At 41.3% G+C, this 23,228-nt stretch carries 22 protein-coding genes; 18 read left to right on the top strand and 4 right to left on the bottom strand.

What is annotated here, in order from left to right:
* Positions 1-6 precede the first annotated feature (6 nt).
* The 6 genes from nudC to CWB80_RS18720 all read left to right on the top strand — a co-directional run bounded on the left by nudC (position 7) and on the right by CWB80_RS18720 (position 5,347).
* A complete protein-coding gene (gene nudC, locus CWB80_RS18745) occupies positions 7-924 on the top strand; it encodes an NAD(+) diphosphatase (RefSeq protein ID WP_138601666.1) in 918 nt (305 codons plus the stop codon).
* A gap of 19 nt (positions 925-943) precedes the next feature.
* Entirely contained in the window at positions 944-2,122 is a 1,179-nt protein-coding gene (locus tag CWB80_RS18740; RefSeq protein WP_054551570.1) for a cystathionine beta-lyase, read from the top strand.
* A gap of 115 nt (positions 2,123-2,237) precedes the next feature.
* Positions 2,238-3,056 carry an ABC transporter permease gene (locus tag CWB80_RS18735; protein ID WP_138601664.1) on the top strand — a complete coding sequence of 273 codons (819 nt, stop codon included), beginning with the start codon at positions 2,238-2,240 and terminating at the stop codon, positions 3,054-3,056.
* On the top strand, positions 3,053-3,961 hold the full coding sequence (locus CWB80_RS18730) for an ABC transporter ATP-binding protein (RefSeq protein WP_054551568.1): 909 nt from the start codon (positions 3,053-3,055) through the stop codon (positions 3,959-3,961). The genes CWB80_RS18735 and CWB80_RS18730 overlap by 4 nt, the downstream gene beginning before the upstream one ends.
* 2 nt (positions 3,962-3,963) lie before the next feature.
* The gene (locus tag CWB80_RS18725) at positions 3,964-4,338 is read left to right on the top strand and encodes a PH domain-containing protein (protein WP_054551567.1); all 375 of its coding nucleotides are present in this window, start codon (positions 3,964-3,966) and stop codon (positions 4,336-4,338) included.
* Between the two features lie 220 nt (positions 4,339-4,558).
* Entirely contained in the window at positions 4,559-5,347 is a 789-nt protein-coding gene (locus CWB80_RS18720; RefSeq protein ID WP_054551566.1) for a putative porin, read from the top strand.
* A gap of 57 nt (positions 5,348-5,404) precedes the next feature.
* Here the strand turns inward: CWB80_RS18720 and CWB80_RS18715 are convergent, their stop codons facing one another.
* A complete protein-coding gene (locus CWB80_RS18715; protein WP_138601662.1) occupies positions 5,405-7,255 on the bottom strand; it encodes a M2 family metallopeptidase in 1,851 nt (616 codons plus the stop codon).
* A 168-nt stretch (positions 7,256-7,423) separates the two neighbouring features.
* Here CWB80_RS18715 and CWB80_RS18710 point away from each other — a divergent pair, with 168 nt between their 5' ends.
* Entirely contained in the window at positions 7,424-9,703 is a 2,280-nt protein-coding gene (locus CWB80_RS18710; protein ID WP_138601660.1) for an acyl-CoA dehydrogenase, read from the top strand.
* A gap of 58 nt (positions 9,704-9,761) precedes the next feature.
* On the opposite strand, the gene CWB80_RS18705 is transcribed toward CWB80_RS18710, so the two are convergent.
* On the bottom strand, positions 9,762-12,134 hold the full coding sequence (locus CWB80_RS18705) for an EAL domain-containing protein (RefSeq protein WP_138601658.1): 2,373 nt from the start codon (positions 12,132-12,134) through the stop codon (positions 9,762-9,764).
* Between the two features lie 191 nt (positions 12,135-12,325).
* Here CWB80_RS18705 and pyrC point away from each other — a divergent pair, with 191 nt between their 5' ends.
* The 10 genes from pyrC to CWB80_RS18655 all read left to right on the top strand — a co-directional run bounded on the left by pyrC (position 12,326) and on the right by CWB80_RS18655 (position 21,445).
* Positions 12,326-13,372 (top strand): dihydroorotase, encoded by a 1,047-nt coding sequence (pyrC, locus tag CWB80_RS18700; protein ID WP_054551562.1) that lies wholly within the window; start codon positions 12,326-12,328, stop codon positions 13,370-13,372.
* Between the two features lie 340 nt (positions 13,373-13,712).
* The gene (locus CWB80_RS18695) at positions 13,713-13,922 is read left to right on the top strand and encodes a cold-shock protein (protein WP_036967526.1); all 210 of its coding nucleotides are present in this window, start codon (positions 13,713-13,715) and stop codon (positions 13,920-13,922) included.
* A gap of 408 nt (positions 13,923-14,330) precedes the next feature.
* Positions 14,331-14,945, top strand: coding sequence for a response regulator transcription factor (locus CWB80_RS18690; protein WP_082389172.1), 615 nt, complete (start codon positions 14,331-14,333; stop codon positions 14,943-14,945).
* Between the two features lie 466 nt (positions 14,946-15,411).
* Entirely contained in the window at positions 15,412-16,182 is a 771-nt protein-coding gene (locus tag CWB80_RS18685) for a DUF3450 domain-containing protein (RefSeq protein ID WP_054551560.1), read from the top strand.
* A 6-nt stretch (positions 16,183-16,188) separates the two neighbouring features.
* Complete coding sequence (locus CWB80_RS18680; protein WP_054551559.1) at positions 16,189-17,553, top strand: MotA/TolQ/ExbB proton channel family protein; 1,365 nt, start codon at positions 16,189-16,191, stop codon at positions 17,551-17,553.
* Positions 17,553-18,077 (top strand): MotA/TolQ/ExbB proton channel family protein, encoded by a 525-nt coding sequence (locus tag CWB80_RS18675; RefSeq protein ID WP_054551558.1) that lies wholly within the window; start codon positions 17,553-17,555, stop codon positions 18,075-18,077. The genes CWB80_RS18680 and CWB80_RS18675 overlap by 1 nt, the downstream gene beginning before the upstream one ends.
* A gap of 14 nt (positions 18,078-18,091) precedes the next feature.
* Positions 18,092-18,496, top strand: a complete 405-nt coding sequence (locus CWB80_RS18670) for an ExbD/TolR family protein (protein WP_054551557.1) — start codon at positions 18,092-18,094, stop codon at positions 18,494-18,496.
* Positions 18,496-19,113 carry an energy transducer TonB gene (locus CWB80_RS18665; RefSeq protein WP_054551556.1) on the top strand — a complete coding sequence of 206 codons (618 nt, stop codon included), beginning with the start codon at positions 18,496-18,498 and terminating at the stop codon, positions 19,111-19,113. Before CWB80_RS18670 ends, CWB80_RS18665 begins: the two co-directional genes overlap by 1 nt.
* Positions 19,114-19,124: 11 nt before the next feature.
* Positions 19,125-20,384, top strand: coding sequence for a tetratricopeptide repeat protein (locus CWB80_RS18660; RefSeq protein ID WP_054551555.1), 1,260 nt, complete (start codon positions 19,125-19,127; stop codon positions 20,382-20,384).
* A 56-nt stretch (positions 20,385-20,440) separates the two neighbouring features.
* Positions 20,441-21,445 (top strand): hypothetical protein, encoded by a 1,005-nt coding sequence (locus CWB80_RS18655; RefSeq protein ID WP_138601656.1) that lies wholly within the window; start codon positions 20,441-20,443, stop codon positions 21,443-21,445.
* 14 nt (positions 21,446-21,459) lie between these two features.
* Here CWB80_RS18655 and CWB80_RS18650 read toward each other — a convergent pair whose 3' ends face one another.
* Both CWB80_RS18650 and CWB80_RS18645 read right to left on the bottom strand, forming a co-directional pair.
* Complete coding sequence (locus CWB80_RS18650; protein ID WP_138601654.1) at positions 21,460-21,795, bottom strand: TraR/DksA family transcriptional regulator; 336 nt, start codon at positions 21,793-21,795, stop codon at positions 21,460-21,462.
* A gap of 51 nt (positions 21,796-21,846) precedes the next feature.
* Entirely contained in the window at positions 21,847-22,824 is a 978-nt protein-coding gene (locus CWB80_RS18645) for a tRNA-dihydrouridine synthase (RefSeq protein ID WP_138601652.1), read from the bottom strand.
* 173 nt (positions 22,825-22,997) lie between these two features.
* Between CWB80_RS18645 and CWB80_RS18640 the strand changes: the two genes are divergently transcribed.
* Positions 22,998-23,228 (top strand): HvfA family oxazolone/thioamide-modified RiPP metallophore (locus CWB80_RS18640; protein WP_502705015.1); only part of this gene is annotated, 231 nt, incomplete at its 3' end.

Raw genomic sequence — 23,228 nt, 5'->3', positions numbered from 1 at the left:
AACGCCATGCTGAATTACTCTCAAATGCCATTGGATCGTGCATCAAATCGCCGTAAAGATCCAAAGTGGTTAAAGGCTCAAATGAATTCTCAGAGTCGCTGGTTATTGGTCAATAACAATCAAAGTTTATTTGTTAAAGACAGTCCTGAAGTGTGTTATTTACGCTTATCTCAAGTGGATCATCTCGATTTATCAAAAGGCATTTTATTGGGTTTAGACGACGATGATGTGGCGCATTTTGCTTTAGATGTCAGCCATGTTCCAGACTCACTCATTGAGCCTATGCTTAATGGCGCTGAATTTGTTGATATTCGCAAGTTAGGCCCACAAGTTGAGCTAAAACAAGGCTCGATTGCCGCACTGGCAAGGGGCTTGTGTTTTTGGCACGCAACGCACCGTTTTTGTGGTCGTTGTGGTCATGAAAATAACATGGTTGAAGCAGGGCATTCACGTTTATGTGAGAACCAAACTTGCCAGCATCAAACTTTTCCGCGAACTGATCCTGCGGTGATTATGATCGTGACTAAAACCTTTTCAGATGGAGTTGAGCGCTGCTTACTAGGCCGTCAAGCAAGCTGGCCTGACGGTGTTTTTTCAACTCTTGCTGGTTTTGTTGACCCAGGTGAAACACTAGAGCAGGCCGTTGCCCGCGAAGTCATGGAAGAAGCCGGTGTTGCGGTGACAGATATTCAATATATCGCGTCACAGCCTTGGCCATTTCCATCATCAATCATGTTTGGCTTTATGGCCACAGCGGTTTCAGAAGATATTCAGGTAGATAAAGACGAGTTAGACGATGCAAGATGGTTTAGCCGTGCTGAACTTAATGAATTTGGCCAATGGCATGAGCAGGGCAGCCACCTTAAACTAACCCGACAAGATTCTATTTCTCGATTTTTGGTTGAGCACTGGCGCAACCTGTAAAGCACAGCTTGGACAAATTATGACAAAGACAAATAAAAATACCCAAATCGTCTCTGCAGGGCGTAAAAAAGCATATACACAAGGGGTTGTGAACCCTGTGGTGCAACGTGCATCAACAGTGGTATTCGATTCAGTGGCTGATTTAAAAGCAGCGGCGAAGAAACGAGGCGACAAAACGTTATTTTATGGCCGTCGCGGTACGACGACACATTTTGCTCTGCAAGAAGCGATTGCTGAACTTGAAGGCGGCGAAGGCTGTGCGCTCTATCCATCAGGTGCGGCTGCAATAAGCAATGCGCTGCTATCGTTTGTAAAAACAGGCGATCATATTTTAATGGTGGATACCGCTTACGAGCCAACCCGTGATTTTTGCGACAAAATACTGGCTGGATTAGGTATTGAAACAACCTATTACCCACCGGGAATTGGCGCAGGAATTAGTGAGCTTATTAAAGATAACACTCGCGTATTGTTTTTAGAATCACCAGGCTCAATCACTATGGAAGTACAAGATGTGCCAGCCATGGTTGCTAAGGCTAATGAGCGCGGTGTAATGACCATGCTAGATAACACCTGGGGTAATGGTCTGCATTTTAGACCGCTTGAGCATGGCGTAGATATTAGTATTCAAGCAGCGACAAAATACATTGTTGGTCACTCTGATGTGATGATGGGTGTGGCGGTCGCTAATAAAAAGTATTGGCCAACCCTTCGAGAAAATTCATACCTACTAGGGCAATGCACCTCTGCGGATGATGCTTATTTAGCGCTGCGTGGTCTGCGTACTATGGCTGTGCGTTTAAAACAGCATGAACAAGCCGCCATCGAAGTAGCTAAATGGCTTGAAACACACCCATTGGTTGATCATATTCGCCATCCTGCTTTTGCAACGTGCCCGGGTCATGAGTTCTTTAAGCGAGATTTTGATGGCAGTAACGGCTTATTTTCATTTGTAATGAAGCAGGGTAATCAACAAGCAATTGATGCGTTCTTAGATAGCCTGCACCATTTTAAAATGGGCTTTTCTTGGGGCGGCTATGAGAGCTTGGTCACGGCAAACCTGAGCATGAAAGGGCTTCGTTCTGAAACAGGTTGGTCACAAGGCCCGGTAATAAGGCTACACATTGGTCTCGAAGATGTGGCTGATTTACTTGCCGATCTTGACCAAGCGCTTGCAGTGTACGAAAGCCACCTCTAGGTTAAAAGTTTATACTTTGTTACATAAGACCCGCTTGTCGGGTCTTTTTTTTCTGGTAATTCAAGCTGTTTCAACTTAGTGTAATTCTAATAATAAAATTCATTAAGGATTATGAGTGACGCAGTTACATCCTAAACGTCTTGCACAAATTGCCCAATTTGAGCTGGTACGACTATTTCTGACCAAACGTGGTTTGTTGGCGGTTGCCGCTTTTGCCATTTGTTGGCTACTTATTTTACGCTATCCCATTGCCCAATCTGTGACCTTGATTAGCTCACCTGATTTTGCCGACTTTGCAAGGCAAGCATTTGGCGCCATTGGTATCAGTAAATTACTTGATTGGCCTGAATCTGAACTTGCCGTTTATTGGCTGGTTGCCTTATTTAGTTTCCCAAGCTTTTGTTTGTTTTTATGTAGTGACCAAACAGTGGGCGACAGACAGCGAGGTACGTTACGCTTTTTATCGCTAAGAGCGACTCGTTCAGAAATTATTATTGGCCGCTTTTTGGGACAGCTACTCATCTTAGCGGCATTGTTGTTTGTTACCTTGATGGCAACGGTTGCAATGCTTGGCTATCGTGAGCCAAGTTTACTGCTTTCTGGCTTATCGCGAAGCTTTATGTTGTTATTTTATTTGCTTGTTGCAGTTATGCCATTTAATGCCTTGATGAGCTTTTTAAATACATTTGCCCGTTCATCGCGTCTTGCGTTTGTTTTGGCTATTTTGTTTTTTGCTGGCGGTAATATTGTGATTGGCTTACTAACATGGCAATGGCCTGCGTTTGAGGTTTTAAATTACATATTTCCGGGCTATCAACTTGATTTAATGGCAGGTCAACGTGCAGGTGTGACACTGGCTCTTGGTTTACCACTTTTACAAACGGCAGTGCTACTGGTTGCTGGTGAACGAATTTTTGCAAGGAGCTCATTATGACCGTTTTAATTCAAGCACAAGGCTTGTCAAAAAACTACGGGGCTAAGCGAGCGCTCGATAACGTTAGCTTTGAGATAAACAAAGGGGCACCGGTAGCGCTAGTTGGTCCTAATGGTGCAGGTAAAACAACGTTATTCAGTTTGTTATGTGGCTATATTTTACCTAGCTCAGGAAAGCTATCGGTAATGGGGTATACCCCAGGCAGTGCGGCGTTATTTGGTAAGCTAACCGCGTTACCGCAAGATGCCCAGCTTGATCCTCGTTTTAGTATTGCGCATCAACTTAACTTTTATGGCCAATTACAAGGGCTCAGTGGTGCGGTTCGTAAAAAAGAAACGGCTCGCGTCTTAGAGTTGGTTGGTTTATCAGAAGTGGCTAAGCAACGACCAGATGATCTTTCTCATGGTATGCGTAAGCGAGTGACGATTGCACAGGCATTAATTGGCTCACCTGAAATAGTGATGCTTGATGAAGCAACTGCAGGCCTTGATCCAATTCATGCTCGTGAGGTAAGGGAGCTGGTAAGTTCTTTAAGTAACGAAGCAACATTTATTTTAAGCTCCCATGACTTAACTGAGCTTGAGCGTTTATGCTCACAAGTTTTACACCTCGATAAAGGGGTGTTAAGTGAGCATCAAGCCCGTTCTAGCACGCAAGATAATAAACACTTTATTACGCTGCAGTTAAATCAACACTATGATGATGTAGAAGCAAAGCTTGCTGGCCTTGCCCATGTACATCATGTTTATATGAGCCAAGCAAAAGAATATGTGATCGAGTTTGAGAAAACCGCTGAGCCTTTTGACATCAATCTTCTACAATTTTGTTATCAGCAAGGTTGGCAGTATCGTCAACTGGTAAATGGTCACACACTCGAAAATCAAATTTTTCATAAGGAGAGCTAGTTATGGGTCTATTAAGTGGATTAATGGGTAATGCAAGTGAAGTCGATAACGACGACTTAGAAGAGCTGCTTGCTAATACATTGATTGATGGTGAAACAGTTCAAAAAGCCTATAAAGTTATTCGTGATATGTTCATCTTTACTAATAAAAGATTAATTATCATAGATAAACAAGGTGTTACCGGTTCTAAAGTTGAAATGCTGAGTATTGCTTACTCAAAAATTACTAAGTTTAGTAAAGAAAGTGCCGGGCATTTTGACCTAGATGCTGAACTGAAAATTTGGGTTGGTTCAGATCCAACGCCAATCAGTAAAGACTTTAAAGCAGGAGATAACATTAATGAGGTTTATAGAATTATAAGTCAATTTGCTTTATAAAGTACTGACAAATCTTGTTTTTTTATTAAAAGTTGGCTAAAAGATGAAAGTTTTGGCCAACTTTTTCTTTACATTTACCGACACTTTATTACAATTAATCAAGTAAAAACAAACGCTTAGTTAAGTTTCCATTCAGTTTTCTGACGTTAGCATGTGCCCAACTTAGCCATCAGGCTAGTTTTCAACAGCAATGAAACAATGTTAATAGGGAAATCTGTTTATGAAAAAGTTAGCAGTTATTATTTCGAGTATGCTTCTGTCAACTGCCGCGACTGCTGCGGATAGTTACCAATCAATTAGCCATTTAGGATACAAGGACACCGATGGCAACGACACTGTAAGTGTTGATTCAACTTATTACTTCGCACCAAAGAAAACGATGGGTCCATACGACCAGTTTGAATACATCAACAGAACAACTAACGTGTTTGGTTCGTACGCAGATGATGACTTTGGTGATGTGACTAACATCGGCGGTGAGTACTTCGTACAAGATTTTGTAATCGGTGCGGGTTACAGCAATTACGATTACGGTTCAGACACTGATTTATTCAATGTGTCTGCGGGTTACTTCTTTAACCCTAACCTTCTTCTAAAAGCGACTTTCACTGACGTTGAAGATGGTGATAACTATGTAATGTTCGACCTTAAGTACAATCATCAAATTAACAGCACTGATTACTTAGGTTTCACGTTCACTGCAGACGACGAGTTTGATTATCGTGCGGTTAGCGCTAAATACTTTATGGATCTTCAACAAGGTAATTACCTAACGATTGAAGGTACAATTGCTGATACTGATGATAGTGGTAGCTCTTGGGAACTAGGTTCTAACTACTACTTCTCTAAAGCAACATCAGTATTTGTAACGTTTAATAAAGAAGATGACTACAGCTTTGGTGCTCAGCACTTCTTTAATAAAAACGTTGGCTTAAAAGCTGGTTATGCAAACAACTGGGATGACTCAGACTACGATGCATACTTTGCAAACCTAAGCTTACAGTTTTAATCATTAATTTGATGATATAAAAAAGCCCGCATTATGCGGGCTTTTTCGTTTTTATCATTACCAACCGCACTGGCGGCCTTCATTTTGCTCATCAAGGTATTTTTGTAACGGTGCAAAGTAATCTAAGATTGCTGTTGCATCCATTTCTTCTTTACCAGTGATTGTCGCAAGTGCTTCTTGCCATGGGCGGCTTGAGCCCATTTCTAACATAGCATTTAGTTTTTCACCAGCCTCAGCAGAGTTGTATACAGAACAACGGTGAATCGCTTCTTCGTTACCGGCAATTTCACATAAACTTCTGTGGAAGTCGAATTGTAAAATGTGCGCTAAGAAATAACGTGTGTAAGGCGTGTTGCCTGGTACGTGATACTTAGCACCTGGATCGAAGTCTGCTTCGCTACGTGCGATAGGCGCTTGTACACCTTGGTATTTTTCACGTAATTCCCACCACGCTTTGTTGTAGTTCTCTGGCGTTACTTCACCTGAGAAAACTTTCCAGCGCCATTGGTCTACTAATAAACCAAATGGGATAAATGCTACTTTGTCTAATGCCATTTTCATTAACAGGCCGATATCTTTAGATTCATCAGGCACGTCGTCTAATAAACCAATTTCTTTTAAATAACCTGGCGTTACAGAAAGTGCAATGGTGTCACCAATCGCTTCGTGGAAACCATCGTTCGCACTTTCTTGATAATAAATAGGCTGTGTGTTGTAGGCGCGTTGGTAGAAGTTATGCCCTAGTTCATGGTGAATAACAGAGAATTCTTCACCTGTGCGTTGAATACACATCTTAATACGTAGGTCGTCTTTGCTATCAATATTCCATGCAGATGCATGACATTGTACGTCACGGTCTTGCGGTTTAGTGAATAGCGAGCGCTCATAGAAGGTATCAGGCAGTGGTGCAAAGCCCATTGAGGTGAAGAACTTCTCAGCACCACGTACCATTTTAAGTTCGTCGTAATCGTGTTCAGCTAATAGTTCTGTTACATCATAACCAGGATCGGCATTTTCTGGTGCAACAACGTCGTAAATGTTACCCCATGTTTGGGCCCACATATTACCTAGAAGGTGAGCTGGGATAGGTTGATCTTGCGGGACTTTATCTTCGCCATATTTTTCACCTAGCTTGGCACGAACATGACAATGTAATGAATCATATAGCGGTTTAACTTGGCCCCAAATGCGGTCGAGTTCTTTTGCAAAATCATCGGCTGGCATGTCGTATTTACTACGCCACATAGCACCTGTATCTGCATAACCTAGCTCTTTTGCACCTTCATTGGTGAGTGCAACTTGTTGCTCATAAAGCGGGCGCATAGATTTTGAAACTTGTCGCCAGCCTTGCCATAAATCAAGCAATTCATTGTAATCACGGCTCGTTGCCATTTTAGCAGTCATCTCGCCAAGGCTTAAACAGCTACCATCTTCTTTACAGTATTTACCTTTACCATAAATACCCCCTAGCTCAGCCACTAATTGTGAGAGCTTAGCTGTTTTTTCAGCATCTTGTGGTGCAGGTAAGGTAAGTGCGAGTTTAAGTTTATCGAGTTTACGACGTGCATCGTAATCAAGCTCTAAACTATCGAACTTTGCGGCTTCATTAGCAAGACGAACCACAGCTTCTGTCATTTTGCGATTTACTTCGGCAGATAGTTCAGCAGTATCATGGGTGATGAAGTTGGCATAAATCCACTCAGCACGGCTTGCTTCTAAATAAAGCGCGCTTAATTCTTTTTCAGTATCGGCGATAAATTTAGCGGCATCTTGTGCGGTTACTTGGCTTGTTTTGACTTCAGCAGTCGTTGTTTTAGTGCTCGCAGCGTCATCATTACAGCCTGTAAGTGCAAGTGCACTGGCGACCATAAGCGCGCTGATGCTGAGCTTAAATGGAGTCTTTTTCATAACGTTCCCTAGAAGTTTATTGTTATTTATTGCTCATGCATAATAGCAGTGTCTTAGTAAACAACAAACTGCCTAGTTGAAAACAAGCTAAGTAAGCGCTGCTTACGTTGTATTTATGGCACGATCAGTCATACTTGAACCAGTTAAATAAAATAAAAGGATTGCACAATGACGACCGTAATCATTCTGTTACTAGTTGCTGTGATTGTAATTTTTGCTGTGAAAGACATTCGCATCAATCTTGTCACACGACCTACGTTTAGACTATTTAAAAAAGTTTTGCCGCCGTTATCGCAAACAGAACGTGAAGCTATGGAAGCGGGTGATGTTTGGTGGGACGGTGAGTTATTCAGTGGTAACCCTGATTGGCAAAAGCTGCATCGTTTTCCTAAACCTGAACTCAGCGAAAAAGAGCGCGCATTTATGGGTGAGCAAGTCGAAACTTTGCTAGCCATGCTTGATGATTATCAAATCGTGCAAAAAGATAAAGACCTACCAAAAGAAGTGTGGGACTACCTAAAAAAAGAAGGATTTTTTGCACTAATCATTCCTGAAGAATTTGGTGGCCGAGAGTTTTCAGCCATTGCTAATTCAACCATTGTATCGAAAATTGCCACTAAGAGCTTAACCGCTGCGGTCACCGTTATGGTCCCCAATAGCTTAGGTCCTGGCGAATTGCTTCTTCATTACGGTACCAAAGAGCAACAAGAGCGTTGGTTGCCAAGCCTAGCTAAGGGCGATGATGTGCCTTGTTTTGCATTAACGGGCCCTGAGGCTGGGTCTGATGCAGGCAGTATTCCTGATACTGGGGTGGTTTGTAAGGGCATGCATAACGGTGAAGAAGTGATTGGCTTAAAACTTAACTGGTCAAAACGTTATATCACCCTTGCGCCAATCGCCACAGTACTGGGTCTTGCATTTAAAATGTACGATCCTGAAGGTTTATTGGGTGATAAAAAAGAGCTTGGTATCACGTGTGCACTTATTCCGACAGATCACGAAGGTGTGCAAACAGGTGAGCGTCATTACCCGTTAAACATGGCATTTATGAATGGCACAACGTACGGTAAAGATGTGTTTATTCCGCTTGATTGGATCATCGGTGGCGAAAAGGGCGCAGGTAGAGGTTGGCGCATGTTAGTTGAATGTTTAAGTGCGGGCCGCGGTATTTCGTTACCGGCACTTAGTACGGCAACAGGTCACTTGGCTTCAAGAATGACATCAGCCTATGCAACCGTTCGCCAACAATTTGGTGTGTCGATTGGCCAATTTGAAGGTGTTCAAGAAGCACTCGCTCGCATTGGTGGTTTAACTTACACCTTAGAATCAGCGAGGCTAATGACCGCAGGGGCGATTGATTTAAAACTAAGTCCATCTGTGGTTACCGCTATAGCTAAGTACCATATGACTGAAATGGGCCGTACAGTTATGAACGACGCGATGGACATTCATTCAGGTAAAGGTATTCAAGTCGGGCCGAATAACTATTTAGCCCATGGCTATATGGGGATCCCGGTATCGATTACCGTTGAAGGTGCAAATATTCTGACTCGTAACTTGATGATATTTGGTCAAGGTGCCACTCGTTGTCATCCATTTGTTTTAAAAGAAATGGAAGCAGCAGCAATGGAAGACCAAGATGTTGCTTTAAAAGAATTTGACTCATTACTGCTGCAACATATTTTATTTGCTGGCAGTAATGCTGGTATGGCATTTGTGCACGGTTTAACGCGCAGTTACTTCGCTAAAGCTCCTGTGTGTGGCGCAACCACTGTTTACTACAAACAGTTGAGCCGCATGAGTCGTGGTTTAGCATTTTGTACTGATGTTGCGATGCTAGTATTAGGTGGTGAGTTAAAGCGCAAAGAGATGATTTCGGCGCGTCTAGGTGATGTGCTTAGCCACTTATATCTTGCTTCATGTGTATTGAAACGCTACGAAGATGAAGGACGCCAGCAAGCTGACCTACCATTTGTGCAATATGCCGTTGAGCATTCGTTATTCTGCATTGGTCAAGCATTCGATGGCTTCTTTAAAAACTTCTCTAACCCAGTGGTTAATTTTTTACTAAAACGTATTGTGTTCCCTCTGGGTAATCATTACCACCGTCCAAGCGATGAGTTAGCACAAACAATGTGTGAGCACATGAGCAAACCAGGGGTCTTTAGAGACAGATTAACCCATCTTTGTTATGTTGATGAAAATGCAGGCACGGGTGTCATGGAAAATGCCTTTTTAGCCATGATTGACACCCATGAAGACTTTAAGCAGCTTCGTAAATGGCAAAAAGAAGGCACTATTGCCAAAAACCTTGAACTTGAGGGTGCAATTGCCGCAGCGGCAGAGAAAAACTTGATAAACGAAACCGTTGCAGAGCGTATGAATCAAGCCAATGAGCTACGTAAACAAGCGATAGCCGTTGATAATTTCGCCCCCGGAGAGCTGTAACTTCTTGCCAAGTTGAAATAAATAAAGCCTTGCATTTGCAAGGCTTTTTTATACTAGCTTATACCAATCCGTGAGTGATGACTTTTTCTGCTTCGCTGGCTGGCATTGGTTTCGCTTTTAAGAAGCCTTGACCAAACTTACATTGCGTTTGTTTTAAGATTGCCAATTGTTTTTCTGTTTCAATCCCTTCCGCAACAACATCGAGTTTTAACGACTGTGCTAACGATAATATGGCATCCACCAAGGGGTTGTGTGCTTTATTTAAATGATCGATAAAGCTTTTATCGATTTTTAAAATATGGATAGGTAATTGGTGTAAATAACCAAGCGCTGAGTAGCCAGTACCAAAATCATCTAAGCACAGTTTAACTTCAAGAGGCTCAAGGCCTTTAATAATTTTTGTTGCTAGCTCTAAATTACCAATTAGCCCAGATTCAGTGATTTCTAAGCACAGCGAGCCTAAAGGGAGTTTGTATTTAGAGTACAAAGCATGGATTTGCGCGACGAAGTCGAGACTTGCAAAATGACGTGATGACACATTCACGGTAATTCGGCCAAACGCTTTACCTTTACTTGCCCACAGTGCGATTTGCTTTGCCGCGAGTTCAAGCAAGTGTAAATCTAAGTTAATAATTTGGCCTGTGTCTTCTGCAACGGGTATAAAATCATTTGGCGAGACAAAGCCTTTACTTGGGTGGTGCCAACGCACAAGCGCCTCAAAGCCGACAACCTGTGCATCTTGAATGGTAAAAATTGGCTGGTAGTAAAGTTCAAAGTCGTCATGTTCAATACCATGCTGTAAATCATTTTCTATATCCGCATGATTTTTGAGCTTTTTACGCATGGTATTGTTAAAAAACTTAACTTTACCGCGGCCTGATGACTTCGCCTCGTACATTGCAGCATCAGCATGCTGTAATAGCTTATAAGCTTGATCGCGACTACTTTCACAAAACGCAACACCAATACTTGTGGATGCCTGAAGTAAGTGGCCATCAATATCAAGAGGCTCAGCGAGAACCTGTTGAATTCGTTCAAGGGCATCTTTAATTTGTTGTTTATCGGTGATGTTCTCCATAAAAATGGCAAACTCATCGCCCCCTAAGCGGGCAAAGGTATCGGTATTGCGGATGGTACCTAAGATTAACTCACAGATTTTGACCAAAAAGTGGTCACCAACCTCATGACCTAATGAATCATTGATACTTTTAAAACGGTCAAAGTCTAGATAGAGCAGGGCATGTTGGTGGCGCTTATCTGCTCTTGCCAGACGAAGGATCGCATGTTTAATACGCTCTATTAATAACGAGCGGTTAGCAAGGCCGGTTAATTCGTCGTGAAGAGCTCGGTGCTCAAGCTCTTGTCTTGATAATTGGCGGTCTATCGCCATGCTAATTTGGCGGCTCACATACGTGAGTAAGGCACGGTCATGTTCGTCATAGTGATAGCTTTTACTGTAACTTTGTACGGCGATAACACCACTAATACGCTCATTTACTTTAAATGGCACCCCTAGCCAAGACTCGGCCTGACGACCAACCATTTTAAAATGACCCGCATCAATGTGTTGTTGAAATTCTTCTTTCGTAAAAAGTAAAGATTGGTCGATGTTTAATAAATAATAAGATGCGGTGTCTTTTAGTTGTTCTTTCGATATTTTCTTATGGGCGTTAGAACGCACGCCTTCTTCGATAATATAAACTAAATCAAGCACATCGAGTTGCTTGTCATACAGGCCAATAAAGAAGTTATCAGCCCTCAGTAAAGAGGTAATAATGCCGTGTAAAGATTCAAAGAAGCTATCTAGCTCGCTTGATTGATAGGTTAAGTTAGCGATTTGCAGCATCGAGCGTTCTAGCTTTTGTGCATCGTTTAACTGCATCACAGTTTGCTGTAAGTCTTCTACGGTGCGAACTTGATTTATCTTGGCACTGAGTAAGTGGGCGACAGTTGATAAAATCTCTAAATGCGTATCATTGTAGTAATGTTTTTGCGGGTGCTCACAGTCAATGACACCCAGTACTTTTTCTTTGTAAACTAATGGTACGCAAAGCTCAGATAACGCAGGGCGAGAATCAGCAATATAACGCGGGTCTTGACTGACATCGCCAATCATTAAGGGTTTGCCAGTGCTTGCGACATAACCCGTAATACCTTGATCAAAGCTAATTTCTGTTCGGTCGATATGGTAAGTATCATGGCTACTTGCCGTGCCAATAGACGCCATTTCTTTTAGGGTACGTGTTTTATCGTCTGCTAGGTAAATGACACACTCTATAAAGCCCAGGCGGCTCACTACCTCTGATGTAACATATTCGAGTAACTCTTCAACTGTATCTAACTGCATTAGAGATGATGAGAACTGATTAATAATATGTAATTGGTCTGTTTTGACTTCAAGTGCAAAAGCCGTGTCTAAACTCTTAGGCATAGAATAAAAGGTAACCAAAATGTTGTATTAATTTATTACGTTAACCTACTATCAAACTATCCACAAAGTTATTTTCAAAAAAAACGTATACTGGTGTAAACTAGGCACCTGAAAATGAACTTGGGTAAATAAGCGAGGTTATTTGCTCAATGTTTATGCTATCCCCCTAACTTTAGCCGTGGAAACAAGCAATGTCAGATTTAAATTCGATGCAAACTCTAACAATTACACGCCCAGATGATTGGCACATTCATTTACGTGATGGTGAGCAACTCGTTGATACCGTTCGTGATGCAAGCCGTTACATGGGGCGAGCAATCATCATGCCTAACCTTGTTCCACCGGCAACTTGTACAGACACTGCATTATCTTACTATGAGCGAATTAAAGCTGCGGGCCCACAAGGTAACTTCGAACCATTAATGGTGCTTTACCTAACAGATAAAACTACGCCAGAAGAAATTAAAAAAGCTAAGGCAACAGGTAAAATTGTTGCTGCTAAACTGTACCCAGCTGGCGCGACGACCAACTCAGATTCTGGTGTGACATCAGTTAAGAATATTTACCCTGTACTTGAGGCAATGCAAGAAGTAGGGATGTTACTGTTAGTACATGGTGAAGTAACCGATTCATCAATTGATATTTTTGACCGTGAGAAGGTCTTCTTAGATACAATTTTAGCGGATGTAGTAAATGACTTCCCGAGTCTTAAAATTGTGCTTGAGCACATCACCACGAAAGATGCAGTAGAGTTTGTTAATAATGCACCAGAGAATGTTGCTGCAACCATTACTGCTCATCACCTTCTTTATAACCGTAATCATATGCTAGCAGGTGGTATTCGCCCGCATTATTACTGCTTACCTATTCTAAAGCGTAACATTCACCAGCAAGCGCTAATTGGTGCTGCAACAAGCGGTAGCAAAAAGTTCTTCTTAGGTACTGATTCTGCACCACATTACAAAGACAAAAAAGAAGCGGCCTGTGGTTGTGCTGGTGCATATACTGCACATGCAGCTATTGAGCTTTATGCTGAAGCGTTTGAAGAAGCAGGTGCTTTAGACAAGCTTGAAGGTTTCGCGAGTCACTTCGGTCCTGACTTTTACGGTATGCCTCGAAACCAAGATACCATTACACTAGTAAAAGAGAGCTGGACAGTACCAGCCAGCTATAAACTAGGCGATTCAGAAGTGGTGCCAATCAAAGCAGAAGCACAAATGGACTGGCAAGTTAAGTAAGTTTTAGCAAGGTCTAAATCGAGAATAAAAAGCCCATCTATTTGATGGGCTTTTTTCATTTATAATTAATTGTTTATAAATAGTACTGTCATATATTTTTGTTTGAGCGGTTGACCTTAAAATTATTTTCGATTAATAGAGCTAAAAGCTATTTAATGTGTTAGTCTTAAATTGCTTTGAGTTTTTGCGTATTGAATTTACGGATAATGTGCGGCTGTACGGTTACCGGTTTGGTTATTGGTTCTTCCTGTACTTTACCCCAAGTTTATTGGGCATTCACTCAGGGAGGATAGAGCCATTATGGCTGAATTTTAATAATTGACTTACAGGAAAATTTGGTATGTCAAACACGGTTACTGGTAAAGTTAAGTTCTTCAACGAAGCTAAAGGTTTCGGTTTCATTGAACAAGAAAATGGCCCTGATGTATTCGTACACTTCAGCGCTATCACAGGTACAGGCTTCCGCACTCTAAGCGAAGGCCAGCAAGTATCTTTCGGCATCAAACAAGGTCAAAAAGGCCCTGAAGCTGAGAACGTAGAAGTAGCATAATTTATTATGTGAACCTAAGCATTTTGGTGAAACAGTTTCTGTTTCACCAAAATTCATTTACTCCCCAAATATCATACAGTTGTACCTAAACCTATTTAAACCTAAAGTATTGTGTTAGCCTTTTTTAATAGGTAATTCTTCTAGAACTTTCTCAACTATTCCTTTAAAGCTACTCTCGGTATCTAAAGTACTATATGCTCTTAGACTTAGTTAATTAAACATGACATTGATCGTTGTGTAAGTGAAGAATTTGATCTAACGAGAAAATTTAGTACTCATTTTCAGAGATTGTAGATTTTTTTACCAACATCTGAATTTCCCGCTAAACTTAGTGATATATAAGACAGCGGTAATTTAAATGAGCAATAAAATACTCGTTTGATAGATATAATGAAGGTTTGCTAATTGATGAGCATAGGAAATAATATACTTTTGGTAGACGATCACCCGATGGTGGCAACAGCAATTAAAATGGTTTTATCCAAATCGACCTTAGTTAACGAAGTTCAAGCTGTTGGAAGTCAAAAAGAAGCACTACAATTTTTAAAAGCTAATAATGTCGCGTTAGCTATATTAGATATTGAGTTAGAAGACTCAGATGGTTTTAGCTTATACAAGCGGGCTGTTAGTGCAGGGTTTACTGGCAAAGTGTTATTCTTATCAGCTAAGCAAGATAAGCATATTATACGCACTGCAGCAAAGTTGGGAGCGCAAGGCTTCGTTAACAAAGCTGAAAGCCTTGAAGATATTTCTTCTGCAGTTGAAATGATCTTGCGTGGTTACACCTTTTTTCCGCAAGAGCATTTAATTGCTTCTGAAAAAGACATTGACGAGTTACTCACTGAGCGTGAACTCGCCGTAATGAATTACCTATTGCAAGGGCTATCGAATAAAGACATTGGTGAAAAACTTTTCATCAGTAACAAGACCGTCAGTACTTACAAAACAAAAATATTTGAAAAGCTTGAGGTTGATTCAGTTATCTCATTAGCTAAGCTAGTAAAAGACCGCGCCGTGTTCTAATGGCGGCAGTTATAAGTCAAGATTAAATCCCGTTTAATGTTTAGTAAGCAGTTTGCTTGCTTATTAAACATTCCCTGCCTGTAAATGCATAAAAATTCTTCTAATTAGATTTTTTAGATGAAAAAACTGAATTTTTTTTTCATTTTTCTTTACCGCTTTTTGATTTCAATAAATGTTACATTTATGTTTAAGTTTGAACGGAATATGAATGTGATGATTGTTACTAAAGGGCTATAGAAGCCTTACAGATGTGTGGCTGTTATATTTTTGTTAATTCGTTGTTTTGGTTATTTTCATATCAACGACGAGTCACCAAATTTTTCCGATGAAAGCCGAACATCAAGTTGACAGACTCAGATGCATTTAGCATTATTGGAGGGTTGATATCTATTAAAAGATATCAGGGTTGTCCTCTTCGGAGGGTAATTAAATTATAAAAGTAACATTACTTAATTGGTTGGGAACTATGTCTGTTAAAATCAGAAAGAGTCTTGTAGCATCAGCGTTGGTTGGCGCTTTTGCATTTGCAAGCAGCAATGTGATTGCAGATCCTTTGAAAGATGTGCAAGATGCAGGTCAACAAATTCAAAAGGCTGCTGTTAAGTCTCAAACTAAAATTGACAATGTATATGGTCAAACTCAAGAGCTAATCGCTGAGTACCGTAGCGTTGTTGACGAAACTGAGCTAATGAAGGTTTACAACGATCACGTAGCACGTTTGGTCGCTGACCAAAACGCTTCAATCGAATCGTTTGACCGTCAAATCGCAACTATCGATAACACGAAACAAAACGTTGTGCCTTTGATGTATCGCATGATCGATACGCTTGAGCAATTCATCAAAGCGGACGTTCCGTTCAATCTTGAAAACCGTCTAGCACGTGTTGAAAGACTTCGTGACATCATGGCGTCAGCTTCAGTTACTACATCTGAAAAATTCCGCCAAGTTCTTGAAGCTTACACTGTTGAAACTGCATACAGCTCAGCTGTAACTGCTTCTCAAGGTACTCTTGAGATCGATGGTAAGAGCATCAACGTTGACTTCGGTCGTTTAGGTCGTATCACTTACGTAGCTCAGTCTTTTGACCTTAAGCACGCGTGGGTGTGGGATAACAACACTAAACAGTGGAAAGAATTAGGTGAAGAATACCTAAAACCTGTTAAAGAAGTTATCCGTATGGCGCGTAAACAAGCGACATTAGAACTTGTTAAACTACCAATTTTTGGCGCGGAGTAATCAATAATGAAGAAACTATTTAAAGGTTTTGCTGTTGCAGCAGTACTATCTGTTTCTGCAGGTACCGCGCTTAATGCACACGCAAACACTGATGCTTTAGACAAAATTCTTGAGCAAGTTAAGCAAGAACGTATCTCTGAAGGCAAATTAAATAAGCAACGTGAACAAGAGTTCCTTTCAGCTCGTGCTGACAAGCAAGCGTTACTTAACAAAGCTAAAAGCGACCTAGCTGCTGAAAAAGCACGTGGTGACCGTTTAGCTAAAGAATATGCTCAAAACGAAAATACTTTAGCAGAAAAAGAGCAAGCTCTTTTAAATGCTCAAGGTACTTTAGGTGAGATGTTCGGTGTTGTACGTCGTGCAGCTGCTGATGCAATCGGTTCAATCGAAGCATCACTTGTTTCTGCTGAAAAACCAGGACGTGCTGAAGTACTTCGCTCACTAGCTGCTGCGAAAGAACTTCCAACTGTTCGTGAACTAGAAGAGCTTTGGATTTCTCTTCAAACTGAAATGACTGAGTCTGCTAAAGTTTCAACTTTCGAAACTGAAGTTGCAGGTCTTGACGGTTCATCTTCTGTGAAGAAAGTAACGCGTATCGGTAACTTCAACTTAGTAACTGACGACGGTTATTTAATCTACTCTCCAGAAACTAAAGCGATTCAACCTCTAGGTAAGCAACCTGATAGCTACATCCTAGCGGGTATCAGCGATTTAGAAGGTACTTCTGCAGATAACTACGCTGGCGTATACATCGACCCGACTCGTGGCGCGATCTTACGTATCAACACGCAGAAGAAATCACTAATGGAATACTACGAGCAAGGTGCTGAAGTAGGTTACATCATCACACTATTATTAGTTGTTGGTCTACTTATCTTCATCGTTCGTTTCATTGATCTTGCGCTTACTAGCACTAAGATTAAGAGCCAGCTTAAGAACCTTTCTACTCCGAATACAAACAACCCACTGGGTCGTATTCTTAAGGTTTACGCTGACAACAAGAATCAAGACGTTGAAAACCTTGAGCTTAAACTTGACGAAGCAATCCTACGTGAAACGCCTCGCATCGAAGCTGGTATCAACATCATCAAGATCTTGGCAGCAATCGCTCCATTACTAGGTCTACTGGGTACGGTAATCGGTATGATCCTTACGTTCCAAACAATCACATTGTTCGGTACAGGTGATCCGAAGATCATGGCTGGTAATATCTCTCTAGCACTTGTAACTACAGCGTTAGGTCTAATTGCAGCTCTACCACTTATCCTACTTCACTCAATTGTTGCGGGTCGTAGTAAGTCGGTTCTACATGTCCTTGATGAGCAAAGCGCTGGTATCATCGCTGCTCACGCGGAGAAGGAGAAAGCCTAATGCTAGTCCTGATGGAGATCTGGGAATCTATCAGGGATTTTGTTGGCACAGGCGGCCAGGTATTATACGTGGTCGCGATAGCACTCTTTCTTATGTGGGTTTTAATGATTGAGCGCTATTGGTTCCTACTAGCTGAGTTTCCTCGTATGACGAAGAACATTGTAGCTCAGTGGGATGCCCGCCAAGACACTACGTCTTGGTACGCACACAGAATCCGTGAAGCATGGATTTCTGAAGCGTCTGAAAAATTAGATCAGCGTATGTTGTTGATTAAGACATTAGTAGCTGTTTGTCCTTTAATCGGCTTATTAGGTACTGTAACGGGTATGATCGCGGTTTTCGAAACCATGGCTACTCAAGGTACTGGTAACGCACGTTTAATGGCATCAGGTATTTCAATGGCAACAATCCCAACAATGGCTGGAATGGTTGCGGCACTATCTGGAGTATTCTTTAGCTCACGTCTTGAAGCGAGAGCGAGAATGGCGAAAGCTAAACTTGTAGATAGCATGCCTCATCACTAGAGAGAGAATTAAATATGGCACGTAAACAACGTTTTCGTGAAGAAGAAGAAGCAGCGGTTGACATGACGCCAATGCTTGACATCGTATTTATCATGCTTATTTTCTTTATCGTAACTACATCGTTCGTTAAAGAGGCTGGTATCGAAGTCAATAAACCTAAAGCAGCTGCAGCTACGAAGCAAAAAAATGCAAACATTTTTGTTGCTATCCGCGCTGACGGTGCGATCTGGATTGATAAACAACAAGTAGACGTTGAGCGTGTATCAGCTAAACTTGAAAGTTTATTAGCAGAACAACCTACTGAAGTTGTAATTTTGCAAGCTGATAAAGAAGCAAAACACGGCGTAGTAGTTAAAGTTATGGACCAGATCAAAGCGACGGGTGATAACCTTAAAATTTCAATAGCTGGAGATCAGTAATGATTCGTTTTCTGTTTTCACTGATTGCAGGTGGGGCAGTTACTTTCGGCTTGTTCTACTTCATGGCGTACCTCATCTCCGGTGGAGCTGACCGTGCGACTGAACAAAAAGAACAGATCGTAGTCGAAATTATGACGAATCCGCCTGAATCTAAGGTGCAGGAGAGGAAGCGTGTTCCGCCTCCGCCTCCGCCACCGCCAAAGCAGCCGCCTAAACCGCAGCCGCCTCAGCCGGAAAACAGCAACCCTAACACTGGTGGTTTGTCATTTAATATGCCAAGCATCGATGTGGGTAGCACAGCTGGTGGCCTAAGTGGTCCAGGTGCATTTGGACGTGATGGTGACGCGACACCTATCGTTCGTATTGAACCAAAATACCCTACGCAAGCAGCGCGTGATGGTAAAGAAGGTTGGGTACAACTTTCATTCACTATCAATGAAGTGGGTGGTGTAGAAGATGTTGAAGTGATCGACGCCGATCCTAAACGTATCTTCGACCGCGAAGCTAAACGTGCGCTACGTAAGTGGAAGTACCGTCCGAAAATCATTGACGGCAAACCACAGAAGCAATTTGGTCTTCAAGTACAACTAGACTTTAAACTTAACCAAGGTAACTAAGGAGGCGAGTAATGAGAAATTTATCTAAAGTAACTGCACTTGCGCTTCTTATGTCTCTATCAGGTGTAGCTTTCACTGCACCTGCTTTAGCAGCGCCAGATTACGCGAAGATTGAAGCGCGTAAAAAAGCAAAAACTAAAGTAATGGGCGAGCGCGTTGGTAAAAAAGTTATTAAAGCGTTTGATTTGTACAATGAAGAGAAGCTTGATGAAGCGATTGCGTTACTTAAAGAAATCGATCCTTCGGATGAATTTGATAAGGCAACAGTCGATCGTTACTTAGGTCAAATGTACGCTCAAAAAGAGCAGTATCAATTGGCTATCAAGCATATCGCAGCTGCAGTTCAGCCTGACGTTTTAAATTTTGCTGACCAAGAGCAAGGCTTAAAACTTCTAGGTGATATGTACGCGGGTACTGAGCAATATGCAAAAGCGAAAGAAGCTTATGCAGCTTGGATGGACTTCACAGGTGAGGAAGACGACAAGGTTTATACACGTATTGCGCAAGCAAACTACGAGTTAAAACTTTTCAAAGACGTACTTCCTGCTGCAAACAAAGCAATTGAATTGGCAAAAGAACCTGCAAAGGCTGCTTACCAATTAAAGCTAGCTGCCTATTTTGAACTTAAACAGTACAAAAATATGGTAGGTGTTGCTGAAGAAATTGTTCGTGTTTGGCCTGAAGACAAAAAAGCCTGGGTTGGTTTAGGTAAATACTACCTTCAAACCGAAGACTTCAAGAAAGGTCTAGCGACCATGGAAGTTGCCTATAAAAATGGCTATTTTGAAAACGAAGTTGAATACAAAGTACTTTCTAACTTTTATTCGTTAAATGATATCCCTTACAAAGCAGCAGTTGTGCTTGAAAAGGCAATCAACGAAGAAAAAGTTAAGCGTAACAAGCAAAATATCAGTGCAGTGGCATCTAACTACCACCGTTCTAAAGATATTGAAAAAGCAGCTAAATACTATGAAGAAGCGGCTAAATTTGATGATGATGCTGAGCTTTACCGCAAAGCGGGTTCATTACTTTTACAATCGCAAAATTATAGTGCAGCCGTTGTTCGTTTGAACAAGGCAATAGAGTTAGGTTCTGACAAAAAAGGAACTATTTACTCTGATTTAGCTGAAGCTTATTACTACCAAGAGAAGTATAAGCAAGCTTATAACGCTATCACTAAAGCAATGGACGATCCGCGCACTCGCAAGTTTGCGAAGAGCTGGTCGACCTTCATCAAAGATAAAGCCGCTCGTAACGGTGTAAAAATCTAATTGATGTTGTTTTAAATTAAAAAGCCCCTCTGGGGCTTTTTTTATGGAATTTTAAAATGCTAAGACAGATCGTATTATTAGTTGTCGCAAGTGTGATGCTGATAGCTTGCTCTGAGCAAACATCAGGTTTCAAAACATTTAGTGAAGGGCAGCAAGCGCTGCAAACTATTAATAATTTATTATCGACTCAAGAACAGCAAAGTGAAGCTGCTAGCTGGCCTTTCTCAGAAAGTTATTTGCAAGCACGTCATCAGGCTTATCAAGGACTAAAAACGACGACGTTAGATGTGTCACAACAGGCGCAATTGAACTATTTAATCATTGCTGAGCGTTATCCCGAACGTTACTTTGTGTGGCCTGTACAACGTGATGTTATTAGCCAAGCTCGTTTAGTAGATGACTATTCGGTAAATGAATTAGCTAACTGGCTAGAGTTAGTTGAAACGCAGTTAATTGCAGCTGAGCAAAGCAATCTGAAATTAAATAAAATCGAATTAACGCTTTTACATAATATGGTCAAATCGCACCTTGATAATAGCGATGACAGTGTACAAGCAGCACTAAACAAACTTAATCAATATTTAACTCAATATAAACCGCGTACAAAACTTGGTTTAGTCGGTTTGGCAAATGGTAAAGATTGGTATCAAAGTAAACTTAATTACTTTAGTGGTGAGACTAAGCCGCCTTTAACTTGGTTAAGTGAAATCCAGGCTTCGTTAAAGCAATCGCAGAATGCAGATTTTGTATTACCTGTATCAGACTCTCACGCTAAACCATTAGTAATGAACTATTTTGTAGAAAGTCATCAGCACACAGGTCTTGATTGGCAGCTTGATTATCTCGACCCGCTTAAAAGTAAGCGTAAACTCACACAAGATGAGCAATACTTCTGGCAAGTTATGATGGAAACCGACTTAGGAATTCATTATCACACATGGAGTGAACAGCAAGCACGTGTTAGTTTGATGAAGCGTCTAGGGGTAAATCAGCAACAAGCTGATTGGTTAATTGAGGATATCGTGCTTTATCCTGCGATGAGCTTTATTTTTATAAATTAGTACAGCGCTGCGCTCTATGGAGCGCATCGCCGACAGCGTTGGCTTGCAGGATCTGCAAGTAAACGTTCGTCATCAATTTTTTCTTCACAATCACAGCAATAGCCATACTGCCCAATATCGATTTGGCATAGTGCTGCTTCTAACTTTTCTATTCGAGCAATCAATATTTGATACTCAGAACCGAGATTATTTGCTGTCAGCTCTAACCAGTCTGAAGGGGAATGATCCTTGAGTTGCGATAGCAGTTGCTGATGATAGGCTTGATCAGAATTAGCCAGCATATCCAGTAAACGTTGTCGAACCTGCGCAAGTTCCGCAGATAACTTTGTTTGAATTTCAGTATTGTTCATCGCTTTTCTTCCAAGTGGGCAATACTGGTATTATCAAACAAAATCGATTTGCTAATTATGATTTGTATCAATACTCGGCGCTTTCGCGTACTTTCTTAGTACATCTGCAACTTCGTCTTTGGCTTTTAGGCGGCGGATCTCATCAAAAAGTGCGTTAGCTTGAGGATATTGGCGTTTTAAATAGCCGAGCCATTGCTTAGTACGAGAAGCAAAATACTTTTCACATTTGCTCTCGTCTTGGTGCATAGATGAATGAATAATGTGGTATATCACATGCTCCCATAACATCGGAGTGTAATGCTCGTTTTCTGCATGAGATTTTATTTGTTTTGCTAAATCAGGCATCGCTAATGCACCACGACCAAGCATTAAATCTTGGCAATGACTGCGCTTTTGACAAAGCATGGCATCTTCAACTTGCCAAATTTCGCCATTAGCAACGACCGAAATATTTTTATCTTTGATTAACGGGGGGATTTTTTCCCAGTATGCCGGAGGGTTGTAACCATCTCTTTTAGTTCTGGCATGAATAGCAAGACTTGAAGCACCCGCGCTAACAACAGCATCAACAATTTCTTGGCTATTACTATCATCATCAAAACCAAGCCTAATTTTGGCACTAACTTCATGGCAAGGATCAACAGCATCACGTACGGCTTTAATAATTTCGTACATGTGATCAGGGTCTTTTAACAGTACCGCACCACCTTTACTTTTGTTCACTGTTTTAGCTGGGCAACCAAAATTTAAGTCAATGCCATGGGAGCCTAAGCGTATTGCTTTGACGGCATTTGCTGCCAAAGCATGAGCAACTTGACCTAGCAACTGAATACGCACTGGCGTACCTGCACGGGTATAGCCACCTGTTTTTAGCTCAGGACAATAGCGATGAAACACGCGTTCGGGCAGTGTGTCTTCAACGACACGAACAAACTCTGTTACGCATAAATCAAATCCACCTAAATCAGTTAAGAGTTGTCGCATTTTAAAATCCACAACGCCTTCCATCGGTGCTAAAACTAGTCGCATGATACCTGTTAACTCATCAAAAATTAGGACGCGTATTCTAGCTTTTCTGGATTGTTTTATAAATCGTAATTTGCATTCTTGGCACTTTCAGAAAATAATTATAAAAATTTTGAAAGTAATTTTTAGTTCTCGGGTCTTGTTTAATAACCCTTTATAAAAAAGAGAGTCATCGAATGAACACAGTTAAGAAAAATTCAATTGCATTAACATTAGGTGCGGTTGTAGTAGGTGCGTCAAGTTTTGTAGCAACTGATGCGAGTGCAAACCCATTTGAATTTCAGCAAATGCAAGCAGGCTATCAACTAGATGCCGCAGAAGGTAAATGCGGTGAAGGTAAATGTGGCGGCGATAAAAAAGCTGAAAAAGAAGGCAAGTGCGGTGAAGGTAAGTGCGGCGTCGTCAAA

The organism is Pseudoalteromonas sp. S1650 (assembly GCF_005887195.1).
GTDB lineage: Bacteria > Pseudomonadota > Gammaproteobacteria > Enterobacterales > Alteromonadaceae > Pseudoalteromonas > Pseudoalteromonas simplex.
This window is presented reverse-complemented; position numbering and strand designations above follow the sequence as displayed.

Bases quoted from the DNA above. Each gene is read 5' to 3' on its own strand.
- nudC (WP_138601666.1), top strand. From the start codon at position 7: ATGCTGAATTACTCTCAAATGCCATTGGATCGTGCATCAAATCGCCGT.
- CWB80_RS18740 (WP_054551570.1), top strand. From the start codon at position 944: ATGACAAAGACAAATAAAAATACCCAAATCGTCTCTGCAGGGCGTAAA.
- CWB80_RS18730 (WP_054551568.1), top strand. From the start codon at position 3,053: ATGACCGTTTTAATTCAAGCACAAGGCTTGTCAAAAAACTACGGGGCT.
- CWB80_RS18725 (WP_054551567.1), top strand. From the start codon at position 3,964: ATGGGTCTATTAAGTGGATTAATGGGTAATGCAAGTGAAGTCGATAAC.
- CWB80_RS18720 (WP_054551566.1), top strand. From the start codon at position 4,559: ATGAAAAAGTTAGCAGTTATTATTTCGAGTATGCTTCTGTCAACTGCC.
- CWB80_RS18715 (WP_138601662.1), bottom strand. From the start codon at position 7,255: ATGAAAAAGACTCCATTTAAGCTCAGCATCAGCGCGCTTATGGTCGCC.
- CWB80_RS18710 (WP_138601660.1), top strand. From the start codon at position 7,424: ATGACGACCGTAATCATTCTGTTACTAGTTGCTGTGATTGTAATTTTT.
- CWB80_RS18705 (WP_138601658.1), bottom strand. From the start codon at position 12,134: ATGCCTAAGAGTTTAGACACGGCTTTTGCACTTGAAGTCAAAACAGAC.
- pyrC (WP_054551562.1), top strand. From the start codon at position 12,326: ATGTCAGATTTAAATTCGATGCAAACTCTAACAATTACACGCCCAGAT.
- CWB80_RS18695 (WP_036967526.1), top strand. From the start codon at position 13,713: ATGTCAAACACGGTTACTGGTAAAGTTAAGTTCTTCAACGAAGCTAAA.
- CWB80_RS18690 (WP_082389172.1), top strand. From the start codon at position 14,331: ATGAGCATAGGAAATAATATACTTTTGGTAGACGATCACCCGATGGTG.
- CWB80_RS18685 (WP_054551560.1), top strand. From the start codon at position 15,412: ATGTCTGTTAAAATCAGAAAGAGTCTTGTAGCATCAGCGTTGGTTGGC.
- CWB80_RS18680 (WP_054551559.1), top strand. From the start codon at position 16,189: ATGAAGAAACTATTTAAAGGTTTTGCTGTTGCAGCAGTACTATCTGTT.
- CWB80_RS18675 (WP_054551558.1), top strand. From the start codon at position 17,553: ATGCTAGTCCTGATGGAGATCTGGGAATCTATCAGGGATTTTGTTGGC.
- CWB80_RS18670 (WP_054551557.1), top strand. From the start codon at position 18,092: ATGGCACGTAAACAACGTTTTCGTGAAGAAGAAGAAGCAGCGGTTGAC.
- CWB80_RS18665 (WP_054551556.1), top strand. From the start codon at position 18,496: ATGATTCGTTTTCTGTTTTCACTGATTGCAGGTGGGGCAGTTACTTTC.
- CWB80_RS18660 (WP_054551555.1), top strand. From the start codon at position 19,125: ATGAGAAATTTATCTAAAGTAACTGCACTTGCGCTTCTTATGTCTCTA.
- CWB80_RS18655 (WP_138601656.1), top strand. From the start codon at position 20,441: ATGCTAAGACAGATCGTATTATTAGTTGTCGCAAGTGTGATGCTGATA.
- CWB80_RS18650 (WP_138601654.1), bottom strand. From the start codon at position 21,795: ATGAACAATACTGAAATTCAAACAAAGTTATCTGCGGAACTTGCGCAG.
- CWB80_RS18645 (WP_138601652.1), bottom strand. From the start codon at position 22,824: ATGCGACTAGTTTTAGCACCGATGGAAGGCGTTGTGGATTTTAAAATG.